The sequence below is a fragment of the Streptomyces sp. WZ.A104 genome (assembly GCF_002382885.1).
Classification (GTDB): Bacteria; Actinomycetota; Actinomycetes; order Streptomycetales; family Streptomycetaceae; genus Streptomyces.
In genome coordinates, this window is sequence record NZ_NWVL01000075.1 from 14833 (window position 1) to 35878 (window position 21046).

At 71.0% G+C, this 21046-nt stretch carries 19 protein-coding genes; 9 read left to right on the top strand and 10 right to left on the bottom strand.

Annotation, left to right across the window (positions count from 1 at the left end):
* Positions 1 to 57: 57 nt before the first annotated feature.
* On the bottom strand, positions 58 to 1830 hold the full coding sequence (gene argS, locus CIB93_RS30285; protein WP_096631520.1) for an arginine--tRNA ligase: 1773 nt from the start codon (positions 1828 to 1830) through the stop codon (positions 58 to 60).
* Between the two features lie 135 nt (positions 1831 to 1965).
* On the opposite strand from argS, the gene lysS reads away from it, so the two are divergent.
* The gene (lysS, locus tag CIB93_RS30290; protein WP_096631522.1) at positions 1966 to 3738 is read left to right on the top strand and encodes a lysine--tRNA ligase; all 1773 of its coding nucleotides are present in this window, start codon (positions 1966 to 1968) and stop codon (positions 3736 to 3738) included.
* Positions 3739 to 3832: 94 nt separating this feature from the next.
* Here lysS and CIB93_RS30295 read toward each other — a convergent pair whose 3' ends face one another.
* From CIB93_RS30295 to CIB93_RS30305, 3 genes are all read right to left on the bottom strand, one after another.
* Positions 3833 to 5251, bottom strand: a complete 1419-nt coding sequence (locus CIB93_RS30295) for a DUF2637 domain-containing protein (protein WP_096631523.1) — start codon at positions 5249 to 5251, stop codon at positions 3833 to 3835.
* Positions 5252 to 5761: 510 nt separating this feature from the next.
* Positions 5762 to 6580, bottom strand: coding sequence for a DUF3558 domain-containing protein (locus tag CIB93_RS30300; RefSeq protein ID WP_096631525.1), 819 nt, complete (start codon positions 6578 to 6580; stop codon positions 5762 to 5764).
* Positions 6581 to 6797: 217 nt separating this feature from the next.
* Positions 6798 to 7658, bottom strand: coding sequence for a DUF3558 domain-containing protein (locus CIB93_RS30305; RefSeq protein WP_096631526.1), 861 nt, complete (start codon positions 7656 to 7658; stop codon positions 6798 to 6800).
* Positions 7659 to 7821: 163 nt separating this feature from the next.
* Between CIB93_RS30305 and CIB93_RS30310 the strand changes: the two genes are divergently transcribed.
* A complete protein-coding gene (locus CIB93_RS30310; protein WP_096631528.1) occupies positions 7822 to 9015 on the top strand; it encodes an RtcB family protein in 1194 nt (397 codons plus the stop codon).
* A gap of 122 nt (positions 9016 to 9137) precedes the next feature.
* Here the strand turns inward: CIB93_RS30310 and CIB93_RS30315 are convergent, their stop codons facing one another.
* Positions 9138 to 9800 (bottom strand): HAD family phosphatase, encoded by a 663-nt coding sequence (locus CIB93_RS30315; RefSeq protein ID WP_096631529.1) that lies wholly within the window; start codon positions 9798 to 9800, stop codon positions 9138 to 9140.
* Positions 9801 to 9883: 83 nt separating this feature from the next.
* Positions 9884 to 10624, bottom strand: coding sequence for a GntR family transcriptional regulator (locus CIB93_RS30320; RefSeq protein ID WP_096631531.1), 741 nt, complete (start codon positions 10622 to 10624; stop codon positions 9884 to 9886).
* Between the two features lie 314 nt (positions 10625 to 10938).
* Between CIB93_RS30320 and CIB93_RS30325 the strand changes: the two genes are divergently transcribed.
* Genes CIB93_RS30325 through CIB93_RS30340 form a run of 4 tightly spaced genes read left to right on the top strand, consistent with a single transcriptional unit; the run spans position 10939 to position 14937 of the window.
* The gene (locus CIB93_RS30325; RefSeq protein WP_096631532.1) at positions 10939 to 12087 is read left to right on the top strand and encodes an extracellular solute-binding protein; all 1149 of its coding nucleotides are present in this window, start codon (positions 10939 to 10941) and stop codon (positions 12085 to 12087) included.
* A gap of 2 nt (positions 12088 to 12089) precedes the next feature.
* Entirely contained in the window at positions 12090 to 13046 is a 957-nt protein-coding gene (locus CIB93_RS30330; protein ID WP_179500291.1) for an ABC transporter permease subunit, read from the top strand.
* Entirely contained in the window at positions 13043 to 13876 is an 834-nt protein-coding gene (locus tag CIB93_RS30335; protein WP_096631534.1) for an ABC transporter permease, read from the top strand. Before CIB93_RS30330 ends, CIB93_RS30335 begins: the two co-directional genes overlap by 4 nt.
* A complete protein-coding gene (locus CIB93_RS30340) occupies positions 13873 to 14937 on the top strand; it encodes an ABC transporter ATP-binding protein (RefSeq protein ID WP_096631535.1) in 1065 nt (354 codons plus the stop codon). The genes CIB93_RS30335 and CIB93_RS30340 overlap by 4 nt, the downstream gene beginning before the upstream one ends.
* A gap of 69 nt (positions 14938 to 15006) precedes the next feature.
* Here CIB93_RS30340 and CIB93_RS30345 read toward each other — a convergent pair whose 3' ends face one another.
* Positions 15007 to 15765 carry an SDR family NAD(P)-dependent oxidoreductase gene (locus tag CIB93_RS30345; protein WP_096631537.1) on the bottom strand — a complete coding sequence of 253 codons (759 nt, stop codon included), beginning with the start codon at positions 15763 to 15765 and terminating at the stop codon, positions 15007 to 15009.
* A gap of 152 nt (positions 15766 to 15917) precedes the next feature.
* Here CIB93_RS30345 and CIB93_RS30350 point away from each other — a divergent pair, with 152 nt between their 5' ends.
* On the top strand, positions 15918 to 16451 hold the full coding sequence (locus CIB93_RS30350; protein ID WP_257002429.1) for a hypothetical protein: 534 nt from the start codon (positions 15918 to 15920) through the stop codon (positions 16449 to 16451).
* 25 nt (positions 16452 to 16476) lie between these two features.
* Complete coding sequence (locus CIB93_RS30355) at positions 16477 to 17184, top strand: AAA family ATPase (protein ID WP_096631540.1); 708 nt, start codon at positions 16477 to 16479, stop codon at positions 17182 to 17184.
* A gap of 12 nt (positions 17185 to 17196) precedes the next feature.
* Here CIB93_RS30355 and CIB93_RS30360 read toward each other — a convergent pair whose 3' ends face one another.
* From CIB93_RS30360 to CIB93_RS30370, 3 genes are all read right to left on the bottom strand, one after another.
* Entirely contained in the window at positions 17197 to 17931 is a 735-nt protein-coding gene (locus CIB93_RS30360) for a Mut7-C RNAse domain-containing protein (protein ID WP_096631541.1), read from the bottom strand.
* A gap of 196 nt (positions 17932 to 18127) precedes the next feature.
* A complete protein-coding gene (locus tag CIB93_RS30365) occupies positions 18128 to 18442 on the bottom strand; it encodes a hypothetical protein (RefSeq protein WP_096631543.1) in 315 nt (104 codons plus the stop codon).
* Positions 18443 to 18750: 308 nt separating this feature from the next.
* Positions 18751 to 19335 (bottom strand): hypothetical protein, encoded by a 585-nt coding sequence (locus CIB93_RS30370; RefSeq protein ID WP_096631544.1) that lies wholly within the window; start codon positions 19333 to 19335, stop codon positions 18751 to 18753.
* 295 nt (positions 19336 to 19630) lie between these two features.
* Here CIB93_RS30370 and hemL point away from each other — a divergent pair, with 295 nt between their 5' ends.
* The gene (hemL, locus tag CIB93_RS30375) at positions 19631 to 20938 is read left to right on the top strand and encodes a glutamate-1-semialdehyde 2,1-aminomutase (RefSeq protein ID WP_373558819.1); all 1308 of its coding nucleotides are present in this window, start codon (positions 19631 to 19633) and stop codon (positions 20936 to 20938) included.
* Positions 20939 to 21046: the final 108 nt, after the last annotated feature.

Sequence of the window (21046 nt, forward strand, 5' to 3'; positions counted from 1 at the left end):
CGCGCGTGGGCCCCGGCACATCACCCGTGCCGGGGCCCACGCGCGTACGCTCCGGGGTCAGAGCCGCTCGGGCGTCCGGATGCCGAGCAGTGCCATCCCCTGGTGGAGGGTCCGGGCGGTGAGGTCCACCAGGAAGAGCCGGTTCTCGACGACCTCGGGGGCGTTGTCCGGGCTGAGCACCTGGCACTGGTCGTAGAACGTCGTCAGGTGGGACGCGAGCTGGTAGAGATACGCGGCCAGCTTGTGCGGTTCGTAGCCCGCCGCGACCTCGCCCAGCACCTCGCCGAACTGGTCCAGGTGCAGGCCGAGCGCACGCTCCGCCGGGGCCAGCGCCAGCTCCGGGTGGGCGGCCGGTACCGCGTCGCCCGCCTTGCGCAGGATCGACTGGATACGCGCGTACGCGTACTGGAGGTACACCGAGGTGTCGCCGTTCAGCGACACCATCTGGTCCAGGTCGAACTTGTAGTCCCGTACGGCGGAGGTGGACAGGTCCGCGTACTTCACGGCCCCGATGCCGACGTACCGGCCGTTCTCCACGATCTCGTCCTCGGTCAGGCCAACCTTCTCGGCCTTCTCCCGGACGACCGCCGTGGCCCGGCCGACCGCCTCGTCGAGGAGGTCCTCCAGCCGGACCGTCTCGCCCTCACGGGTCTTGAACGGCTTGCCGTCCTTGCCGAGGACCGTGCCGAAGGCGAGCTGCACGGCCCGCACGTCCTCGTTCAGCCAGCCAGCCCGCCGGGCGGTCTCGAAGACCATCTTGAAGTGGAGCGACTGCCGGGCGTCCACCACGTACACCAGGGTGTCGGCCTTGAGGTCCTGCACCCGGTTCCGGATCGCGGAGAGGTCGGTGGCCGCGTAGCCGTAGCCGCCGTTCGTCTTCTTCACGATGAGCGGGACCTTGTTGCCGTCCGGGCCCTTGACGTCGTCGAAGAACACGCACAGCGCACCCTCGGAGCGGACGGCGACACCCGTCTCCTCCAGGATGCGGCAGGTCTCCTCCAGCATGTCGTTGTAGCCGGACTCGCCGACGATGTCGGGGTCACGGATCTCCATGTCGAGCTTGTCGAAGACCGAGTGGAAGTAGATCTTCGACTCGTCGACGAAGCCCTGCCACAGCTCCAGCGTCTGCGGGTCCCCGGCCTGGAGGGCCACCACCCGGTCCCGGGAGCGCGCCTTGAACTCCTCGTCCGAGTCGAACAGGGCCCGCGACTCCTTGTAGACCCGGTTGAGCGTCGACATCGCCGCCTCGCCGTCGCTCGCGCCTCCCTCGTGCTTCAGGGCGCCCGGGTGCTCGATCAGATACTGGATCAGCATGCCGAACTGGGTGCCCCAGTCGCCGATGTGGTGCCGCCGGACGACGTCCTCGCCGGTGAACTCCAGGATCCTGACCATCGCGTCACCGATGACCGCCGACCGCAGGTGGCCGACGTGCATCTCCTTGGCGACGTTCGGCTGGGCGTAGTCGATGACCGTCGTCCCGGCCTCCGCCCTCAGCGGCACGCCGAGCCGGCCGCCGTCGTCAGCCGACCTGGCGGCCAGCGTCTCGACGATGGCCTTGTCGGTGAGCGTGATGTTGAGGAAGCCGGGCCCGGAGACCTCGATGTCCTTGATCAGCTCACCCGCCGGGAGGGCGGCCGTGACCTGGCCCGCCAGGTCCCGCGGGTTGCCCTTGAGCTTCTTGGCGAGCGCCAGGATGCCGTTGGCCTGGAAGTCGGCCCGGTCGCTTCGGCGCAGCAGCGGGTCCGCGGTGCCGGCATCCGGCAGAGCTGCCGTCAGGGCGTCCGCCAGCTGCTGCTGGAGCGTGGAAGCGAGGGAAGGGACCGAGGCCATGGCTGGCTGCCGTTTCCGTAGGGGTACAAGGGATCGCTCCAGTATCCCACGGGGCGTAAAGCCGTTTTCGCGCTGCGGGAGGTAACTGGGAGAATGGTCCGTACCCCATCGGGAAACGACAGACGAGAGAAGGACGTGCCGACCGTGGCCGAGAGTCAGACCAGCACCGAGACCGACTGGGTCTCCCGCTTCGCGGACGATGTCATCGCCGAATCGGAGCGTCGTGCGCCTGGCAAACCGGTCGTCGTCGCCTCCGGTCTGTCCCCCTCGGGCCCGATCCACCTCGGCAACCTCCGCGAGGTCATGACCCCGCACCTGGTCGCCGACGAGGTCCGCCGCCGCGGATACACCGTGCGCCACCTGATCTCCTGGGACGACTACGACCGCTACCGCAAGGTCCCCAACGGGGTTCCGGGCGTGGACGCGTCCTGGGCCGAGCACATCGGCAAGCCGCTGACCTCGGTGCCCGCCCCGGCCGGCTCCGCGTACCCGAACTGGGCCGAGCACTTCAAGGCCGCCATGACGGCCGCCCTGGACGAGATGGGCGTCGAGTACGACGGAATCAGCCAGACGGAGCAGTACACCGCCGGGACCTATCGCGAGCAGATCCTGCACGCGATGAAGCACCGGGCCGACATCGACGCCGTCCTCGACCGCTACCGGACGAAGAAGGACCCGGCGGCGGCCGGTTCCGCGGCCAAGGGCGGTAAGAAGCCCCAGCAGCAGAAGAAGGTCGACGAGGCCGAGCTGGAGGCCGCCGAGGGCTCCGGCGCCGCCGACGAGGACGACGGCAGCGGCAACAGCGCGGGCTACTTCCCGTACAAGCCGTACTGCGGCAACTGCGAGAAGGACCTCACGGTCGTCACCTCCTACGACGACGACAGCACCGAGCTGAACTACACCTGCTCGGCGTGCGGCTTCGCCGAGACGGTCCGGCTCAACGAGTTCAACCGCGGCAAGCTCGTCTGGAAGGTCGACTGGCCGATGCGCTGGGCGTACGAGGGCGTGATCTTCGAGCCCAGCGGCGTCGACCACTCCTCGCCCGGCTCCTCCTTCGTCGTCGGCGGACAGATCGTCCGTGAGGTCTTCGACGGCGTCCAGCCCATCGGGCCCATGTACGCCTTCGTCGGCATCTCCGGCATGGCCAAGATGTCCTCCAGCAAGGGCGGGGTGCCCACCCCGGCCGACGCGCTGAAGATCATGGAGGCGCCGCTGCTGCGCTGGCTCTACGCCCGCCGCAAGCCCAACCAGTCGTTCAAGATCGCCTTCGACCAGGAGATCCAGCGGCTGTACGACGAGTGGGACTCGCTGGGCCGCAAGGTCGCCGACGGCACGGTGCTGCCCGCCGACGCCGCCGCGTACTCCCGCGCCGTCCGCACGGCGGCCGGGGAGCTTCCCAGCACCCCGCACCCGCTGCCGTACCGGACGCTCGCCTCGGTCGCCGACATCACGGCCGGCGCCGAGGACCAGACGCTGCGCATCCTCAGCGAGCTGGACCCGGAGAACCCGCTGACCTCGCTGGACGAGGCGCGCCCGCGCCTCGACCGTGCCGAGAACTGGATCACCACCCAGGTCCCGGCCGAGGCCCGCACCATCGTCCGCGACGAGCCCGACAAGGAGCTCCTGGGATCGCTCGACGACCAGGGCCGCGAGTCCCTGCGCCTCCTCCTGGAGGGCCTGGACACCCACTGGTCGCTGGACGGCCTCACCACGCTGGTCTACGGCGTGCCGAAGGTGCTGGCCGGTCTTGAGCCGGACGCCAAGCCGACACCCGAGCTGAAGGCCGCCCAGCGGTCCTTCTTCGCGCTGCTCTACCGGCTGCTCGTCAGCCGCGACACGGGGCCGCGGCTGCCCACGCTGCTGCTCGCGGTGGGTGCGGAGCGGGTGCGGAGGCTGCTGGGCGCATAGCCGTACGTACGGTGAAGGGTCGCCGCCCGGGGTTCCGGGTGGCGACCCTTTCGGCTGCGGTGGCCGGGTCAGGCGGTCTGGTCGGGCTGTTCGGTCAGGCTGTCTGGTCGGCGGTCGACCGCGCCGGGACGTAGGCCTGCTTGAACTCGGGCATCAGGCGCAGGAGCAGCTCCCGCGAGCGGGGGTGGTGGACGTTGCGCGTGTCGGAGAGGTGGATGTCCAGGATCTCCACGCTCGGGTACTGGCCCTCCTGGTCCGTGTACGCGGTGAACACCTCGAAGGCCATCTCGGCGTACTCGGAGTCCTCCTGGGACCACTCCTCCAGCTGCGGGGCCTCTTCGGGGCCGATGGCCTGGGGCGCCTCGGGCGCCCCGGCGGCCGGGGGCTGGGGGAGTTCCTCGCGGCGGGGGTGCGGGACCGCGCCGATGGTGCCCACGTCCCCGAGGGGCCGGGTGCGGCCGGGGCCCGCGGGGATCTGGACCGGGGAGGGCTCCAGGCCCTCGACGTACTGCGGGTTGTACGCGCTCTCGTTGACGTTGTCCGGCAGCTTCTGGGCGGCGAACCAGGGGCTGTCGTGGGTGGGCGGGGCCTGGAGGGCCGCCGGGTCCTGCTGGGGCGCCTGCTTCTGGAGTGATGTGGGCTGCGGCTGCTGGGGGTGCTGCTGGGCCTGCTCCTGGGGCTGTTCCTGCTGGGGCCCGTGCTCCTCGCGCTCCTGCCCGTGCTCCTCGCGCGGTTCGTACGGAAGCTCCGCCTGGCTCTGCTCCGGCTTGCCCAGCTCCGTCTTCGGGCGGTCGGCCCCGGCGGGCATCGGCGGCAGCAGGGCCGGTTCGATGCCCGCGGCGGCGAGCCCGGCCGGGGCGGTCTCGGCGAGGGGGACGCCGTACTTCGCCAGGCGCAGCGGCATCATCGACTCGATGGGGGCCTTGCGCCGCCAGTTGCGGCCGTAGCGGGCCTGGAGGCGGGCCTGGTAGATCAGCCGGTCCTGTTCGAGCTTGATGACCTGCTCATAGCTGCGCAGCTCCCACAGCTTCATCCGCCGCCACAGCTTGAACGTCGGTATGGGGGAGAGCAGCCAGCGGGTGAGGCGTACGCCCTCCATGTGCTTGTCGGCGGTGATGTCCGCGATCCGGCCCACCGCGTGCCGGGCGGCCTCGACGGAGACGACGAAGAGGACCGGGATCACCGCGTGCATCGCGGTGCCCAGCGGGTCGGGCCAGGAGGCGGCGCCGTTGAACGCGATCGTCGCGGCCGTCAGCAGCCACGCCGTCTGGCGCAGCATCGGGAACGGGATGCGCATCCAGGTCAGCAGGAGGTCCAGGGCGAGCAGGACGCAGATGCCCGCGTCGATGCCGATGGGGAAGACCAGCGAGAACGACCCGAAGCCCTTCTCCTCCGCGAGCACGCGCACGGCGGCGTAGGAGCCCGCGAAACCGATCGCGGCGATGACCACCGCACCGGCGACGACGACCCCGATGAGTATGCGGTGCGTGCGGGTCAGCTGCATGGCGGCCACCGGCGATCCCCTCCCCGACCTCTGTACCCGGCTTCTGCGTCCGGCGTTGTTTTTCCCGTCCGGGCATCCGATGCCCGGCGAGGGGACAGCCTGGCACATGTGTGCGAGCTTTGTTGCGCGGGGAGGGGCGCGACTGTCCCGCTGCCTCCCCTGCCTGCGCCGGAGGTAGCAGGAGACGGTGACCGCCGCCGGCAGCGGGTCCCAGAGCAGCAGCGGGACGTGACACCAGCCCATGAACGCCCGGTGGGCCCGTGAGGGTGCCCCGGTCGACCGAGTCCTGGATCATCAGCTGACCGAACGTCACCAGGGTCATGGGCGGGGCGCCGAGAGCGGCGGGCGCGACCGCGGCCACCGGGCGGACCGGCCTGCCGCCGATGAACGGGAGCCAACGCGGTGTGGCAAGGCCCCAGTTGCTGAGCGGCCCGAGGGCGAGGAGGGCCACGCCCTCGGGCAGGAGGGTGATCAGCGGAAGGATCGGATGGCCGTTGCCGGGTATGCCGTGGTCGGTGCTCAGCTCGCCTTGGGCGAGGCCTTGGAGTCGTCCTTCGCGTCGCTCTTGGCGTCGTCCCCGGCCTTGTCCTCCGCGGGAGGCGTCGCCGTGGACTCGGCGGTGGCCTCGACCGCGGCGACGGCCTCCTTCGCCGCCTTCAGCGCGCCCTTGGTGATGTCGGCCTTGGAGGGCGTCTTGGCGCCCGCGTACCCAGCGCCGTTGTACGTCAGGGTGACGACGACGTTGCCCGTGCGGGCGACGACGGTGGCGTACTCGAAGTCCTCGTCCGTCTGCTTGAGGCCGTACGTGATGACGCTGGCCTCCTCGCCGATGCCCTTGCCAGGCTCGGCGGCGACCTTCTCGGCGCCCTCGGAGGCCTTCGTCTTGGCGATCTGCTTGGCGTACTCGGCGGTGGCGCGCTTGGCGCCGCTGCCCAGCGACTGGTCCGAGTCGAAGCGGGTGAAGCCGACGTCCAGCCAGCGGTACTGCGAGCCCTTGACGCCCTTGTCGTCCAGGCCGTTCCAGGAGCAGTTGCCGCGGATCGAGAGATCGTTGGAGCGGCCCGCGGTGCCGTTCTTCTTCTTCGCCTCGGGCACCAGGTCCTCGATCGTCTTCTTCTTGATCGAGGCGCACGGGTCGGGCAGGTCGGAGAACTTCGCCGGTTCGACCGCGGGCGCGCTGGGCTTCTTGGTGTCGGCGGAGCCGGACGACGAGGAGCCCTCGTTCTTCTTGCCGTCGGACTCGGAGCCGGAGTCCGACGAGCAGCCGACGGCTACGAGCATCACCGGGACGGCGGCGCAGGCGAGGAGGCGGGACAGGCGCGGGGCTGATCGGTGCATGGTTCCTTCACTCGGATGGCACGGAGGTCTCGGCGGGCAGGTCGGGTCGTCTTCGGACCATCCTCGGACCGTCTTCGGGTCTGCGTCGGATCGTCTTCGGATCGTCGTCGGGTCGTCTTCCGGACAGCCACGGTACGACGGCCGGCGACCGTCCCGCGTCCCGGTTCCGGTCCCCCTCGGACCGGAATCCGGCCGTGGAGGACCCGTCGGAGGGGGCCTATTCGCTGAGCTTCTCGGCCAGCTTCCGGGCCAGTGCCTGGGCCTTCTCCTGGAGTTCCCTGCTGTCGGGCACCTTGGTGACGAGGGCGGGCTGCTCGGCGTACCGGACGGTCACGATCACGTTCGATGTGCGGAACACCACGCTCACGGTGCGGTGTTTCGCGGTGGAACCTGCCCGGGTGAGGCGATCGTTCAGAAATGCGGCATCTCCGAGGCCGTCGAGGACACGGGGGCGGAGGTCGTCGGCGGGGCTGCCGGGGGAGGCGGACGAGGAGGAGGCTGTCGAGGGGGACGGGGCCGACGAGCCCGTCGCGCCCTCCGGCTTCCCCTTGCCCTCGTCCTCGTTCTCGTCCTCGTCCTTGCCCTTGTCCGTTTCCTCGCCCTTCGCCGAGCTCTTCTCCGCGTCCGGGCCGGGCGTCGCGGAGGACAGGCCGGCGGCCTTCTCCTTCTTCGCGTAGACCGTGTCGGCGCGGTCGTCGTCGCTCACCGCGGGGTCGTACGAAACGACCCGCTCCAGGTCGATGGAGAGGCTCCGGGTGGCGTCCGGCGCGTCCGACTTCCAGCTGCATCCGACCCTGCGGTCGGTGTCGTACGTGACGGACGGGACGCCCCGGAACGCCTTGTCCTGCTGGGTCTCGGGCAGCTCCGCGGCGCCGGGCAGCAGGTCCTTGAGCGTCCCGCGCGGCACGGAACGGCAGGGGGCGGGCAGGGTCAGGTACTTGCCGGGGGGCGCGGAGGTGACCGCAGGGCTGCCCGGCTTGCTGTCGCCGCCGCTCGCTTCGCTGTCGGCGCCGGCGCTACAGCCGACGACGAGCGCTGCGAGGAGCGCGGCACCGGGTACGTACGCCTTGTGTCGCACCGTCCCAGGCTCCCTTCGGTACGGAAAAGCGGTTGCCGCTGCTAGGCGGCCGATGGAGACAATGTGTATCGCACGCACTGCTGTGGATGCCGGTCGGCCGACGTGTTCGCCGACCTTGGCACCGGTTTTGCGCTTTCAGTCTTTTCGGGGGAATCGAGGAGTTATGTCGTACGTAGAGGTGCCGGGAGCGAAGGTTCCCATCCGGATGTGGACGGACCCGGCGTCGGTCGAGGACGTCGCCATGCAGCAGCTGCGGAACGTGTCCACGCTGCCGTGGATCAAGGGTCTCGCGGTCATGCCGGACGTCCACTTCGGCAAGGGGGCCACGGTCGGTTCGGTGATCGCGATGCAGGGCGCGGTGTGCCCGGCCGCGGTCGGGGTGGACATCGGCTGTGGGATGTCGGCGGTGAAGACGTCCCTGACCGCAAACGATCTTCCCGGCGACCTGTCACGGCTGCGCTCGAAGATCGAGCAGGCCATTCCGGTGGGCCGGGGTATGCACGCCGACGCGGTGGACCCGGGGAAGCTGCACGGGTTCCCGACGTCGGGGTGGGACGACTTCTGGGGGCGGTTCGGGGGGATCGCGGAAGCGGTCAAGTTCCGTCAGGAACGTGCCACCAAGCAGATGGGAACGCTCGGCTCTGGCAATCACATAATCGAGTTCTGTCTCGACAGTGACGGGGCGGTGTGGCTGATGCTGCACTCGGGCTCCCGCAACATCGGCAAGGAACTCGCCGAGCACCACATCGGCATCGCCCAGAAGCTGCCGCACAACCAGAGCCTCGTCGACCGGGACCTGGCCGTCTTCATCTCGGACACCCCGCAGATGGCCGACTACCGGAACGATCTCTACTGGGCGCAGGAGTACGCCAAGTACAACCGCGCGATCATGATGGCGCTCTTCAAGGACGTGGTCCGCAAGGAGTTCAAGAAGGCCAAGCCGGTCTTCGAGCAGGAGATCTCCTGCCACCACAACTACGTCGCGGAGGAGCGGTACGACGGAGCGGACCTGCTCGTCACTCGCAAGGGGGCCATCCGTGCCGGTTCCGGCGAGTTCGGGATCATCCCCGGCTCGATGGGCACCAGCTCGTACATCGTGAAGGGCCTGGGCAACGCGAAGGCGTTCAACTCGGCCTCGCACGGCGCCGGTCGCCGGATGAGCAGGAACGCCGCCAAGCGCCGGTTCACGGTGCGGGACCTGGAGGAGCAGACGCGGGGCGTGGAGTGCCGCAAGGACTCCGGCGTTCTGGACGAGATCCCGTCCGCGTACAAGCCGATCGAGCAGGTCATGGAGCAGCAGCGGGACCTGGTGGAGGTCGTCGCCAAGCTCAAGCAGGTCATCTGCATCAAGGGCTGACGGGCCACCCGCGTCAAGGGCGGAGACGAGGGGCGTCGCCGCCGGTGGCGGCACCCCCTCACCCGCCCAGCGGGGAGCCATCACCCGCCCGGCGGGGAGCCCTCGCCGGCCCGGCGGGGGCCCTATGCCGCCCCCGCCAGGTCCGCCTCCGTCAGGGAGGTGACCAGGACCGTGCGCGGGCCGGGCTCGATGCCGGGGACCGAGGGGACGGCGAGCAGGCGGCAGCCCGCGGCGAGGGCGGCGGCGGCGCCCGTGGGGGTGTCCTCGACGGCCAGGCAGTCCTGCGGGGCCACCCCCAGCGCGGCCGCGGCGGCCAGGTACGGGTCGGGGTGCGGCTTGCCGCGGGGCGCCTCACCCGAGGCTATCGACGTGTCGAAGCGGTGCCGGCCCAGGGTGTCGAGCACCAGGTCGGCCACATGCCGTTCGGACGCGGTCACCAGGGCGGTGGGCACCCCCAGCGCCCGCGCCCGGTCCAGCAGCCGGAGGGCGCCCGGCTGGACGGCCACTCCGGCCGCCACCCGTGCGGTGAACGCCCGGTCGAGACGGGTGGCCGCCTCCGCGGCGGACAGGGCGGTGAGGCCGTCGCGTACGAGACGGTCCGCCGCGTCGGCCACCGCGGCGCCCGCGAACGGGGCGAGCGTGTCCGCGTCCGCCGGGGAGCCCTGTGCGCGCAGGAACCCGGCGACGGTGTCCAGCCAGGCGTGTTCGGTGTCGACGAGGGTGCCGTCCATGTCGCAGAGGAGGGCGGCGGGGCGGGGGAGCGGGGGCAGGGAGAGCGGGGACATGCGTGCTCGCTGTTCGTGGGAGGGGCGACCGGGGCGCTGGTCGGGGGGTGGCCTGTTGGCCGGGGCGGGGCGTGCCCGCCCCATCAGTCGGGCGTCGTGCGGACCAGGGGATTCGCCTGTACCGAATTGCGGACCGTGAAGACCACCGAACCCGGCTTGTAGCGGTCGTCCGAGGTCTCGACCGGGCGGCCGTCGGGCGTGGTCGTGGTGCGGCGCACCCGCAGCAGCGGGGAGCCGCGCCGTACGGCCAGTTCCCGGGCGTCCGTGGTGCCCGCGGCGACCGCGTCCAGGTGGTGTTCGCCGTGGCTCATGAGGACGCGGGCCTCGTCGTACAGGCTCTGGGTGACCGACTCGCAGTCGTCCGGCAGCCGTTCGACGGCGGCGGCCGCCCACCCGGCGTACACCGTGCGCTCCAGGAGCGCCGGCTCGCCGTCCAGGGTGCGTACCCGCAGGACGTGGAGGACCGTGTCACCGGGGGTGAGGTGGAGTTGGGCGGCCTGTGCCTCGGTGGCCTTCGCGCGGCGTGAGCGGAGCACCAGGCCGCCGGGGGTGCGGCCGCCGGCCCTGGCCCACTGGGCGAAGCTGCGCAGCTCGGTGAAGCTCTGGCTGGGGGTGGTGGACAGGACCGTGCGGCGGGCGCCCTGCCGGGAGCCGATCAGGCCCTCCGACTGGAGTGTGCCGAAGGCCTGCCGGAGCGTGCCCCGGGACACCCCGTGGGCCAGGGCGAGTTCGGACTCGGACGGCAGCTCGGAGCCCACCGGATAGGTGCCTTCGGCGATGGCGAGGCGCAGCTCCTCGGCGATCTGCTGGTGCCGTCGGATCACGTCTCTCCTAGGGGGCTTTCGGGGCTGTCGGCGGGCGTCCGGGCGGGCTCCCGGGCGGGCAAGGACGATCATGTCATCCGCACGTGGTGTCCCGCATCCCTGAACTGCGCGCAATCGGTGTTCCCCCAGAAGTGCGAACCCTGCGTCTTTCCGCTTTGGCGGTAGGTAAACCTACGTCTTTATAACGCTTCTGACCTGCACTTTTTCCTTCGTGAGGGCTTTACTGGCCGGTCATTTGGCTGCTAGCTTCGGCTGGCTTACTGACGCTGGCTTGTCCATACAGGTGGCTCGCCGAAGACCCAGGAGTACGCATCGTGAAGGCACACCGTCCCCGTCGCGTCCTGACCGCCGCGGCCCTCGCAGGCCTCACCGTCGTGGTGGCCGCCGGCTGTGGCTCCGCGCCCGACGACGCGGGCGCGAAGAACAGCAAGGCCGCGAAAGCGGAGTCGGCCGCGGACCTCGGCGGTATGGACAAGCTCGTCGAGGCGGCGGAGAAGGAGGGCAAGCTCAACGTCTACGCCCTCGCGCCGGACTGGGCCAACTACGGCGAGATGATCGCGGCCTTCGAGAAGAAGTACGCCATCGAGGTCAACAACGAGGACCCGGGCGGCAGCAGCCAGGGCGCGCTGAACGCCGCGGCCAAGCGCAAGGGCCAGAGCCGGGCCGTCGACGCGCTGGACCTCGGCACCTCGTACATGCAGGAGGCCAAGAAGCAGGACCTGCTCGCGCCGTACAAGGTCCAGGGCTGGGACGACATCCCGGACGCGCAGAAGCAGCCGGACGCCTCCTTCATGAACAACTACGGCGGCTTCATATCCATCGGCTGCGACGCCAAGGCCGTGAAGAACTGCCCCGAGACGTTCAAGGACCTGCTCAAGCCCGAGTACCGCAACAAGGTCGCGCTCAACGGCGACCCGACCGAGTCCGGCTCCGCGCTGGCCACGGTCATCGCGGCCTCGCTGGCCAACGGCGGTTCCCTGGACGACGTCCAGCCGGGCCTGGACTTCTTCCAGGAGCTGAAGAAGAAGGGCAACTTCGTTCCCGCGAAGTCCACGCTCGCCACCATCCAGCAGGGCGAGACGCCGATCTCGATCGACTGGGACTACCTCAACCTGGGCTACGGCGTGAAGCTCAAGCCCAAGGGCGTCGACTGGCAGGTCGCGGTGCCCTCCGACGGCCTGTACTCGCGCTACTACAACCAGGGCGTCAACAAGTACGCTCCGCACCCGGCCGCCGCCCGCCTGTGGCTGGAGTTCATCTACAGCCCCGAGGGCCAGAACATCTGGCTGAAGGGCTTCTCGCGCCCGGCGCTCCTCGACACGATGAAGAAGGACGGCACCGCCGACAAGGCCGCCGTCGCGCAGATTCCCGAGGTCGACGGCGTGCCCGAGGAGCCGACCGCGGAGCAGGAAGCGAAGGCCAAGGAGACGGTCGTGCAGGGCTGGGGCAAGGCGGTCAGCTGACCATGCCCGACAAGACCGCACTTCCCGTCCCCGCCGCGGGCTCCGTGCCCGCGGCGGGCACGGCCGCCCCCGCGCCACCCGCGCCACCCGTGCGGGACGGCGGCGGCCCTCGCCGCCGCACCCGTCGGCACCGGTGGCCCGTCGTCGTTCCGTTCTTCGTGTTCCTCGCGGTGTGCTTCGGGCTGCCCGCCGGGACCATGGTGTACGGGGCGTTCACCGTCCTCGACCCGGCGAGCGGCACCAGTGAGTTCTCGACCGAGAACGTCAGCGGGTCGCTGTCGGGGGCGTACGCGACCGGGCTGACCGGGAGCGTCGAACTCTCGGCCGTGACCGCCCTGCTGGCGACCGTGATCGGCGCCCTGATCGCCCAGGCAGTCGTCAGCTCCCCGCGGGCGGGGCTGCGGGGCATCGTCGTCTCGGCCAGCGGGGTGCTGGCCAACTTCTCCGGCGCGCCGCTCGCCTTCGCCTTCATCGCGACGCTCGGCACGACCGGCACCGTCACTCAGCTGTTCCACCTGGACCGGACGGGCTTCAGCCTCTACAGCTTCACCGGCCTGGTGCTGGCCTACCTCTACTTCATGATCCCGCTGATGGTGGTGATCGTCCTGCCCGCGCTCGACGGTCTGCGCGCCCAGTGGCAGGAGGCCGCCGCGTCCTGCGGTGCGACCCGGTCGCAGTACTGGCGGCACGTCGGCATCCCGGTGCTGACGCCCTCGCTGGTCGGCGGTGCGGTGCTCATGTTCGGCACCGCGTTCGCCTCGCACGCCACCGCCGCGGTGATGGTCGGCTCCTCGCAGCCGCTGATCACCATCCAGATCGCCAACGCCCTCAACGGCAACGTCCTTGTGGGCCAGGAGAACCTCGCCCTCGCCATGAGCCTCAACATGGTCGTGATCGCGCTGCTCGTGATGGCCGTACAGATACCGTTGCAGCGCAGGAGTACCCGATGGCTCGGATGAAGATCACCTCACGAGGCATCGTCCTGCCGGTCGCCGCGCTGTATTTCCTGGTCCCCATCGGCGCCTCGATCTGGTTCAGCGTCAACGAGGTGGACGGCGTCAGCTTCGACGCGTACACGCAGGGACTCGGCACCGAGGGACTGACCGCCAGCCTGATGCTCTCGGTGCGTCTGGGCCTGGCCACCATCGCCTGCGGTCTGCTCCTGATGGTGCCGACCCTGGTCGCGGTCTCGCTCTATCTGCCCAGGCTGCGCCGGATCGTCGAGATCCTGTGCATGATGCCGCTGGTCGTCCCGCCGATCGCGCTGGTCGCGGGCGTCACCACCGTGCTGTCCTGGGAACAGGATCTGGCCGACACGCCCCTCTACATGACCTTCCAGGTCCTGCGGGACGAGAACTTCCCCCTGGTCCTCGTGCTCGTCTACACGGTCATGTCCCTGCCGTTCCTGTACCGCTCGCTGGACGCCGGGCTGCGCGCCGTCGACCTGCGCACCCTCGTCGAAGCTGCCCGCAGCCTGGGCGCCTCGCGCCTCCAGACCCTGCGGCAGGTGATCGTGCCGAACCTGCGGACCGCGGTCACGGGCGGGGCAGTGCTCAGCCTGGCCATGGTGCTCGGCGAGTACACCGTCGCCTCCGTGCTCTCCTACCGCCCGTTCTCCGTGTGGATGGTGGAGATCAAGGACTCCGAGGCGCAGCTGTCGGTCGCGGCCGCGATGCTGAGCCTGCTGATCACCTGGGGGCTGCTGCTCCTGCTCACCACCCTGGCCGGCGGCCGCAGCCGCCGTCGTACGAACTCCGGCCGCGAGAACCGAAAGAAGACCGTGTCATGACCGTCCCTGTGCAACTCAAGAATCTGCGCCGGGAGTTCGGCTCCACGGTCGCGCTCGACGGGCTCGACCTGGACATCGCCCCGGGCGAGATGGTCGCCCTGCTCGGGCCGTCCGGCTGCGGCAAGACCACCGCGCTGCGCATCATCGCGGGGTTCGAGACCGCCGACGGCGGCGAGCTGCTGATGGACGGCGAGGACGTCACCCAGGTCCCGGCCAACCGCCGCGACATCGGCATGGTCTTCCAGTCGTACAGCCTCTTCCCGAACATGACGGCCGCCGAGAACATCGCGTACGGCCTGCGGGTACGGGGCCGGGGCGCCGCCGAACGCAAGGAGCGGGCGGGGGAGCTGCTGGAGCTGGTCGGCCTGCCCGGCCGCGAGGGCCATTACCCGCACCAGCTCTCCGGCGGCCAGCAGCAGCGCGTCGCGCTCGCCCGCGCCCTGGCCATCCGCCCCAAGGTGCTGCTCCTCGACGAGCCGCTGTCCGCCCTGGACGCCAAGGTGAGGCTCACTCTCCGCGAGGAGATCCGGCGCATCCAGCTGGAGCTGGGCATCACCACCGTCTTCGTCACCCACGACCAGGAGGAGGCGCTGTCCATGGCGGACCGCGTCGCCGTGATGAAGGACGGCCGGCTCGAACAGTGCGCCGCGCCCGGCGAGTTGTACGACCGTCCCGCGACGCCCTTCGTCGCCGAGTTCGTCGGCACCATGAACCGGCTGCCGGGGACCGTCCGGGACGGCGGGGTCGTCGAGCTGTTCGGGCGGCGGCTGCCCATCCACGGCGAGACGCCCGCCTCCGGCGCCGAGGTCGACGTACTGCTGCGCCCCGAGGGGCTGGCGGTCAGTGCCGCCGACGACACGTCGGGCACCCCGGCGACCGTGCGGGTGGCGACCTTCCTCGGCGCCACCACCCGGCTGCACCTCACCACGGACTCGGGGGCCGACTGCAAGGCCGACCTGCCCAGCTGGGAGGCGACCGCGCTGGCACCGGGAGCTCGCTGCACGATCACCCCGCACGACAACCCCGTGCTCGTCGCCGAGCGAGCCGTCGCCCCGTCCTGAGGGACCCTTGCGCTGACGCTCACGGACGTCTGACGCCGGGGACCGGAACACCGGTCCCCGGCGTCCGGCTCACAGCGTGCGGTGGACCTTCGTATTGGAGGCCTGTGCGCGGGGCCGGACCACCAGGAGGTCGATGTTGACGTGGCTGGGGCGGGTCACGGCCCAGCCGATCGTGTCGGCGACGTCCTCGGCGGTCAGGGGGGCGTCGACGCCCGCGTAGACCTTGGCCGCCTTCTCGGCGTCCCCGCGGAAGCGCGTGGTGGCGAACTCATCGGTCCTGACCATGCCGGGGGCCACCTCGATGACGCGGACCGGGGTGCCGACGATCTCCAGGCGCAGGGTCTCGGCCAGGACGTGTTCGCCGTGCTTGGCCGCGACGTATCCGCCGCCGCCCTCGTACGCGGACAGGGCGGCGGTCGAGGAGAGGATCACGATCGTGCCGTCGCCGCTCGCGGTGAGGGCGGGCAGCAGGGCCTGGGTGACGTTGAGGGTGCCGATGACGTTCGTCTCGTACATCTGTCGCCAGTCGGCGGGGTCGCCGGTCGCCACGGGGTCGGCCCCCAGCGCCCCGCCCGCGTTGTTGACGAGGACGGCGAGGGAGCGGAAAGCGGTGGCGAACTCGTCGACCGCCGCCCGGTCGGTGACGTCCAGGGGGTAGGCCGTCGCCTGGTGCCCCGCCTCGGTGATCTCGGCGGCCAGCGCCTGGATGCGGTCCTTGCGGCGTGCGGTGAGTACGACGCGGAATCCGGCGGCGGCCAGGGTGCGGGCGGTCGCGGCGCCGATGCCGCTGCTCGCGCCGGTGACGACGGCGATGGGGGTGGCGGCCATGGCGATCTCCTCGGACAGCTGATCGGTTACGGGGAAAGGATAGGCAGGCGACAGGGGGTCTTTCCGGGTGGGCGTGGGCTGTGTGGGTGGGGGCGAGCGCGTCATATCGGTACGTTCATCGGATTAGTAGGTGTGATCGGTATGTTCCGGGCATGCAGATGCGTAGGAGAGGACTGTTGATGCCGCTGTCCGTCGTGCTCGCGACGGCCGCGGCGATGACCGTGCCGGCGGCTGCCGTGGTGCCCGGTGCTGCCGCTTCGGCCACGGAGCGCGCCGGGGCTTCTTCCGCCGCCGCCCCCGTGCCGGAAGCGGACATCGCCCACCACGGGCACGTCACCCTCTGGGCCGACCGGATCCGCATCCGGCTGCGGACCGAGAACCGCGGGCCCACCGACGTACCGGCCTCGACGGTACGGCTCCGCTTCTCCGCGCCGCTGTCCGTACGGCAGCAACTGCCCCCGGGCTGTCTGTGGGGCGGCAGGGCCGCTGTGCTGTGCGAGACGGGTGCGCTGCCCTCCGGCGGGCAGGCCCGGCAGACCGCGCTGGAACTGCGGCTCGCGGGGCGACCGGCCGAGGTGGTCCTGCGGGTCGACACGGTGTGGAGCGGCGGGACACGCGACGCGGACTCCCGGAACGACGAGCACACGGTGCTGGCCCCTTCGACCGGGGACGCGTACGCCTTCTGAGCCGGGGACCGGTCATCATGGGCCGGTGATCGTCGAACGCGCCTACGCCCATGTGTACGCCCCCGAGCCGGACGCCTGGCCCTGGTCGGTGCCCTGTGTGCGGCAGTTCCTCGCCGAGGGGCTGCGCTTCCGGGCGCCGGTGACCTTCCTCGTCGGCGAGAACGGTTCGGGGAAGTCGACGCTGGTGGAGGCGCTGGCCGAAGGTTTCGGGCTCGACTCGTACGGCGGTTCGGCCGACTGGAAGTACGCCACCTCGCGGGGCAGGTCCGCGCTCGGGGAGCGGGTCCGCTTCGACACCGCGCCCCGCGGGCGGCGGATGATCGGCAGCCGGGCCGCGCGCAAGGGGTTCTTCCTGCGTGCGGAGACCGCCCTCGACGCCCTGGACCGGGAGAGCCTGGAGCCGGACTCCCGCAGTCACGGGGAGGGCTTCCTCGCCGCGTTCCGGGAGAAGTTCGTGGTGCCGGGGCTGTACGTCATGGACGAGCCCGAGGCCGCGCTCTCCTTCGCCTCCTGCCTCGAACTGCTCGGCCACATCGACCAGTTGGTGAAGGCGGGCGGCCAGGTGGTGTGCGCCACCCACTCTCCGCTGCTCACCGCGCTGCCGGGCGCCGACATCGTGCAGGTGGGCGACGGCGGGATGGAGCGGGTGCGGTGGGCGGACCTGGCCCTCGTCGACCACTGGCGGCGCTACCTCGCCGACCCGCAGGCCTATCTGCGCCACATCATCGGCTGAGACGGTCCTCCACTACGCCGCCGCGCCGCCGAACTCCCGTACCGCGTCCGCCACGATCGTCTCCAGGTGGCCGTGGTGGGCGCCCCGCCAGTACACCCGGGAGCAGTCGGTGCACTGCGCGAACACGTCGTACGCCTGCTGTGTGCCGTGCTCCAGCAGCTCGCTCACGGAGTCCTTGTCGGCCTCGGCCAGCACGCCGTTGCACGCGGTGCACCGGGTCCACGGGGCGAGGACCGGCGCGAAGCGGCCCAGGACGTCCCGCAGCTGCTCCTGCGGGCGGTCGCTGTAGACGTACGCCCCCGCCCAGATCTCGCGGCGGCGCAGCAGCCCGCGGTCCCGGGAGAGCAGGACGCGCCGCTCCCGCGCCGAGAGGGCGGCGAGGGCCGGGTCGCCGATGTCCTCGCTCTCGTAGGCCGCGTCGACGCCCAGCAGTCGCAACCGGCGGGCGAGCGTGCCGAGATGGACGTCGAGGAGGAAACGCAGGGGTGCGCCGGGGACCTGCTGGGGGCGCTCCACGGCCCGTACGTCGATGTGCTCGCCCGGCTCCGGCACATGGGAACGGTCCACCGGGTCACCGTTCACCAGCAAGGCCCCGGCCTCGGTGAGCGGGACGCCGAGGGACTCGATGACATGGCCGAGGGTGGAGGCGCCGTCGGTGGTGAGCGGCGTGGGGCCTCGGCGGCGCTCGTGCGGGATGAAGAGCCGCAGCTCAGGGGCTACTTCGACGGTGATCTCGGGTCCGTTCACGGGGCCAGGATGCCACCCGGGCGAGGCGGGCGGCCAGGGATTTGGCGAGGGTGGCAGCGGTCGGAGCCGGTCACCGGGGCGGAGGCTCGGGCCGGAGCGGAGGAGGGGGCTGCCGGGCAGACGGGGCTGCCTGTCCGGACCGTGGGCCTGATGGTGCTGGGCGATCGTGCGGCAGACGGGAACTGTCGGACAGGCCTTAGCGCTTCTGAGCGGGCGCCGGCGGTGACGGGGCGCGATCGGGGGTGGCGTCCGGCCGCTGCGCGCTGATGGCGGCGGGCCGGTCGGCGGTGGGGGCCGGGGCGTCGTAGAGGGGGCCGAGCGCGACGTACGCGTCGTCCACGATCTCCTCGGCCAGCAGCAGCATCTCCTGCTCCGCGAGCCGGGCCGCCCGGTGGGTGTACGGGGACGGCGGCGCCGGGTGTCTGCGGCGCCACCAGCAGTCGCAGGCGGCGTAGATCCCGCTGCCGAAGACCAGAAGGGGGATGGACAGGGCCAGCACAACGTCGCCCACGGCGGACCTCCTCGACGGTCGATGCCCTCTGCATCGGCGCGGGGGGAGGGTCGGCTGAAGACCGGCCGTCGGCCAATTCCCCGTGATGCGTGGCTCGATTCGACCGAATACGTGCGCGTGGGCGCGTCTGTCTGAAGCCTTCGAGTACCCGTACGGCCGATTTTCGCCCGAAAGGGCTTTTCGCTCCGGTCGGTTGATCCCGGCCCGTGGCCCGGGTCCTACGCCTCCCCGGGCAGGTGGGCGGCCTCAGCCCGCCGTCTCGCGCCGAGTCGGACGGCCTCGGGCGGAGCGCGCCGGGGAATTCCGGATCAGGGCCACACCAGGCAGTACGCCTGATGTCCCGCGTCGTGCAGCCGGTGGGAGAAGTCCTGCCACTCGTGGAGCAGCTGGTAGACGTTGAAGGCGTCGCGCGGGCCGCCGCGGTCGGGGACGGTGGACCAGATGAAGGCCGCCGCGCCGACGGACTCCTCGCCGACACCGCGCAGCGGGTCGACGACGGTCATCGGGAGTTTCACCACGGCGTAGTCGGGGTGGAGCACGACCAGTTCGAGCGGGGGGACCTTGTGCAGGGGTATGCCCTGGATGCCGGTCAGGACCATGGCGGCCACCGTCTCCGGCTTGATCTTGGTGAACATGCCGCCCATGCCCAGCTCGTCGCCGCCGAGCTCCTCCGGGCGCATCGAAATGGGCACCCGTGCGGCCGTGGCCCCGTCCGGGGCGCCGAAATACTTGTAGGTCACCCCCATTCCGCCACCGCTCCTGCTCCCGGGGGCCGGAGTGCTCTCCGCGCCCCTGCCCTGTACGCGCTCGGCCCTGCGCCGGTGCCGCCCTCGTCGGGCAGGCTCGGGCCCCAGGTCGTCGGTCCCTTCGCCCACTCCGCCACCGCGATGCATATCTCCACCCGACTACTACTTCTTAGGAGGCACAGCCCCCGCCGCGCAACCCGATCATCGTGTCAGTGACCTCCCCCGCGGGCGTCCGGTGAAACACCTGTCCGCAAGACCGTCCGTGCCTCTGACACCATGGCATGTGTGAGCTTTCCCTATGTCGGCCCAGTTTCGCAGACGCGAGGGGACTGACGCTCTTTCGTGATACGAGCGGAGCGCGCTTCCTGCTCACCGGTGACCGGGATTCCCCTGGACTTTCCGGCCCGGCCTCCCGATACCCCCATCGCAGATCAGGACCAAAGTGGCGTATTCATACGAAGCCCCAGTTTCGCAGTCGCTGTTCGACCGGGCGTCCGTCGTGACGCCCGGCGGCGTGAACTCACCCGTGCGTGCCTTCCGGGCCGTGGGCGGTACGCCCCGGTTCATGGTGTCCGGCACCGGCCCGTACCTCACCGACGCCGACGGCCGCGAGTACGTCGACCTCGTGTGCTCGTGGGGGCCGATGATTCTCGGCCACTCCCACCCCGAGGTCATCTCCGCCGTCCAGGAGGCGGTCGCCCGGGGTACCTCGTTCGGTACGCCGGGTGAGGGCGAGGTCGCGCTCGCCGAGGAGATCGTGGCGCGGATCGAGCCGGTCGAGCAGGTCCGCCTGGTCTCCTCCGGCACCGAGGCGACGATGTCGGCGATCCGGCTGGCCCGCGGCTTCACCGGCCGGGCCAAGGTCGTGAAGTTCGCCGGGTGCTACCACGGCCACGTGGACGCGCTGCTCGCCGCCGCCGGGTCGGGCCTGGCCACCTTCGGGCTGCCCGACACCCCGGGGGTGACCGGCGCCACGGCCGGGGACACCGTCGTGCTGCCGTACAACGACCTGGACGCGGTGCGTGCCGCCTTCGCCGCGCACCCCGGCGAGATCGCCTGTGTGATCACCGAGGCCTCGCCCGGCAACATGGGCGTCGTCCCGCCCGCCGACGGCTTCAACGCCGGGCTCAAGGAACTGTGCGCGGCCAACGGGGCGCTGTACATCTCCGACGAGGTCATGACGGGCTTCCGTACGTCGAAGGCGGGCTGGTACGGCGTCGACGGCGTCCGGCCCGACCTGATGACCTTCGGCAAGGTCATGGGCGGCGGCTTCCCCGCCGCGGCCTTCGGCGGCCGCGCCGACGTGATGGCCCACCTCGCCCCGGCCGGGCCGGTCTACCAGGCGGGCACCCTCTCCGGGAACCCGGTCGCCACCGCCGCGGGCCTCGCCCAGCTGCGGCTGCTGGACGATGCGGCGTACGCGAAGATCGACGCGGTCTCCGCCGAGCTGCGCACCCTGGTGGGCGCCGCGCTCAGCAAGGAGGGCGTCGCCCACACCGTCTCCGCCGCGAGCAACATGTTCTCGGTCTTCTTCACGGACCAGCCGGTGCGCGACTACGACGACGCCAAGAAGCAGGAGGCATTCCGCTTCACCGCGTTCTTCCACTCCATGCTGGAGCAGGGCGTCTACCTCCCGCCCTCCGCGTTCGAGTCCTGGTTCGTCTCCACCGCCCACGACGAGCGGGCGGTCGAGCGCATCGCCGCCGCTCTCCCCGCCGCCGCCCGCGCCGCATCGGAGGCCACCTCCTAATGATGTTGTCAAGCCGCCGTTGTGACCGGGAGTGCGTGTTGGAAGCACTTTCCGTCACGGATCAGGGCCCACAGGACGTTCACGCGCCGACGGGCCAGCGCGAGGACG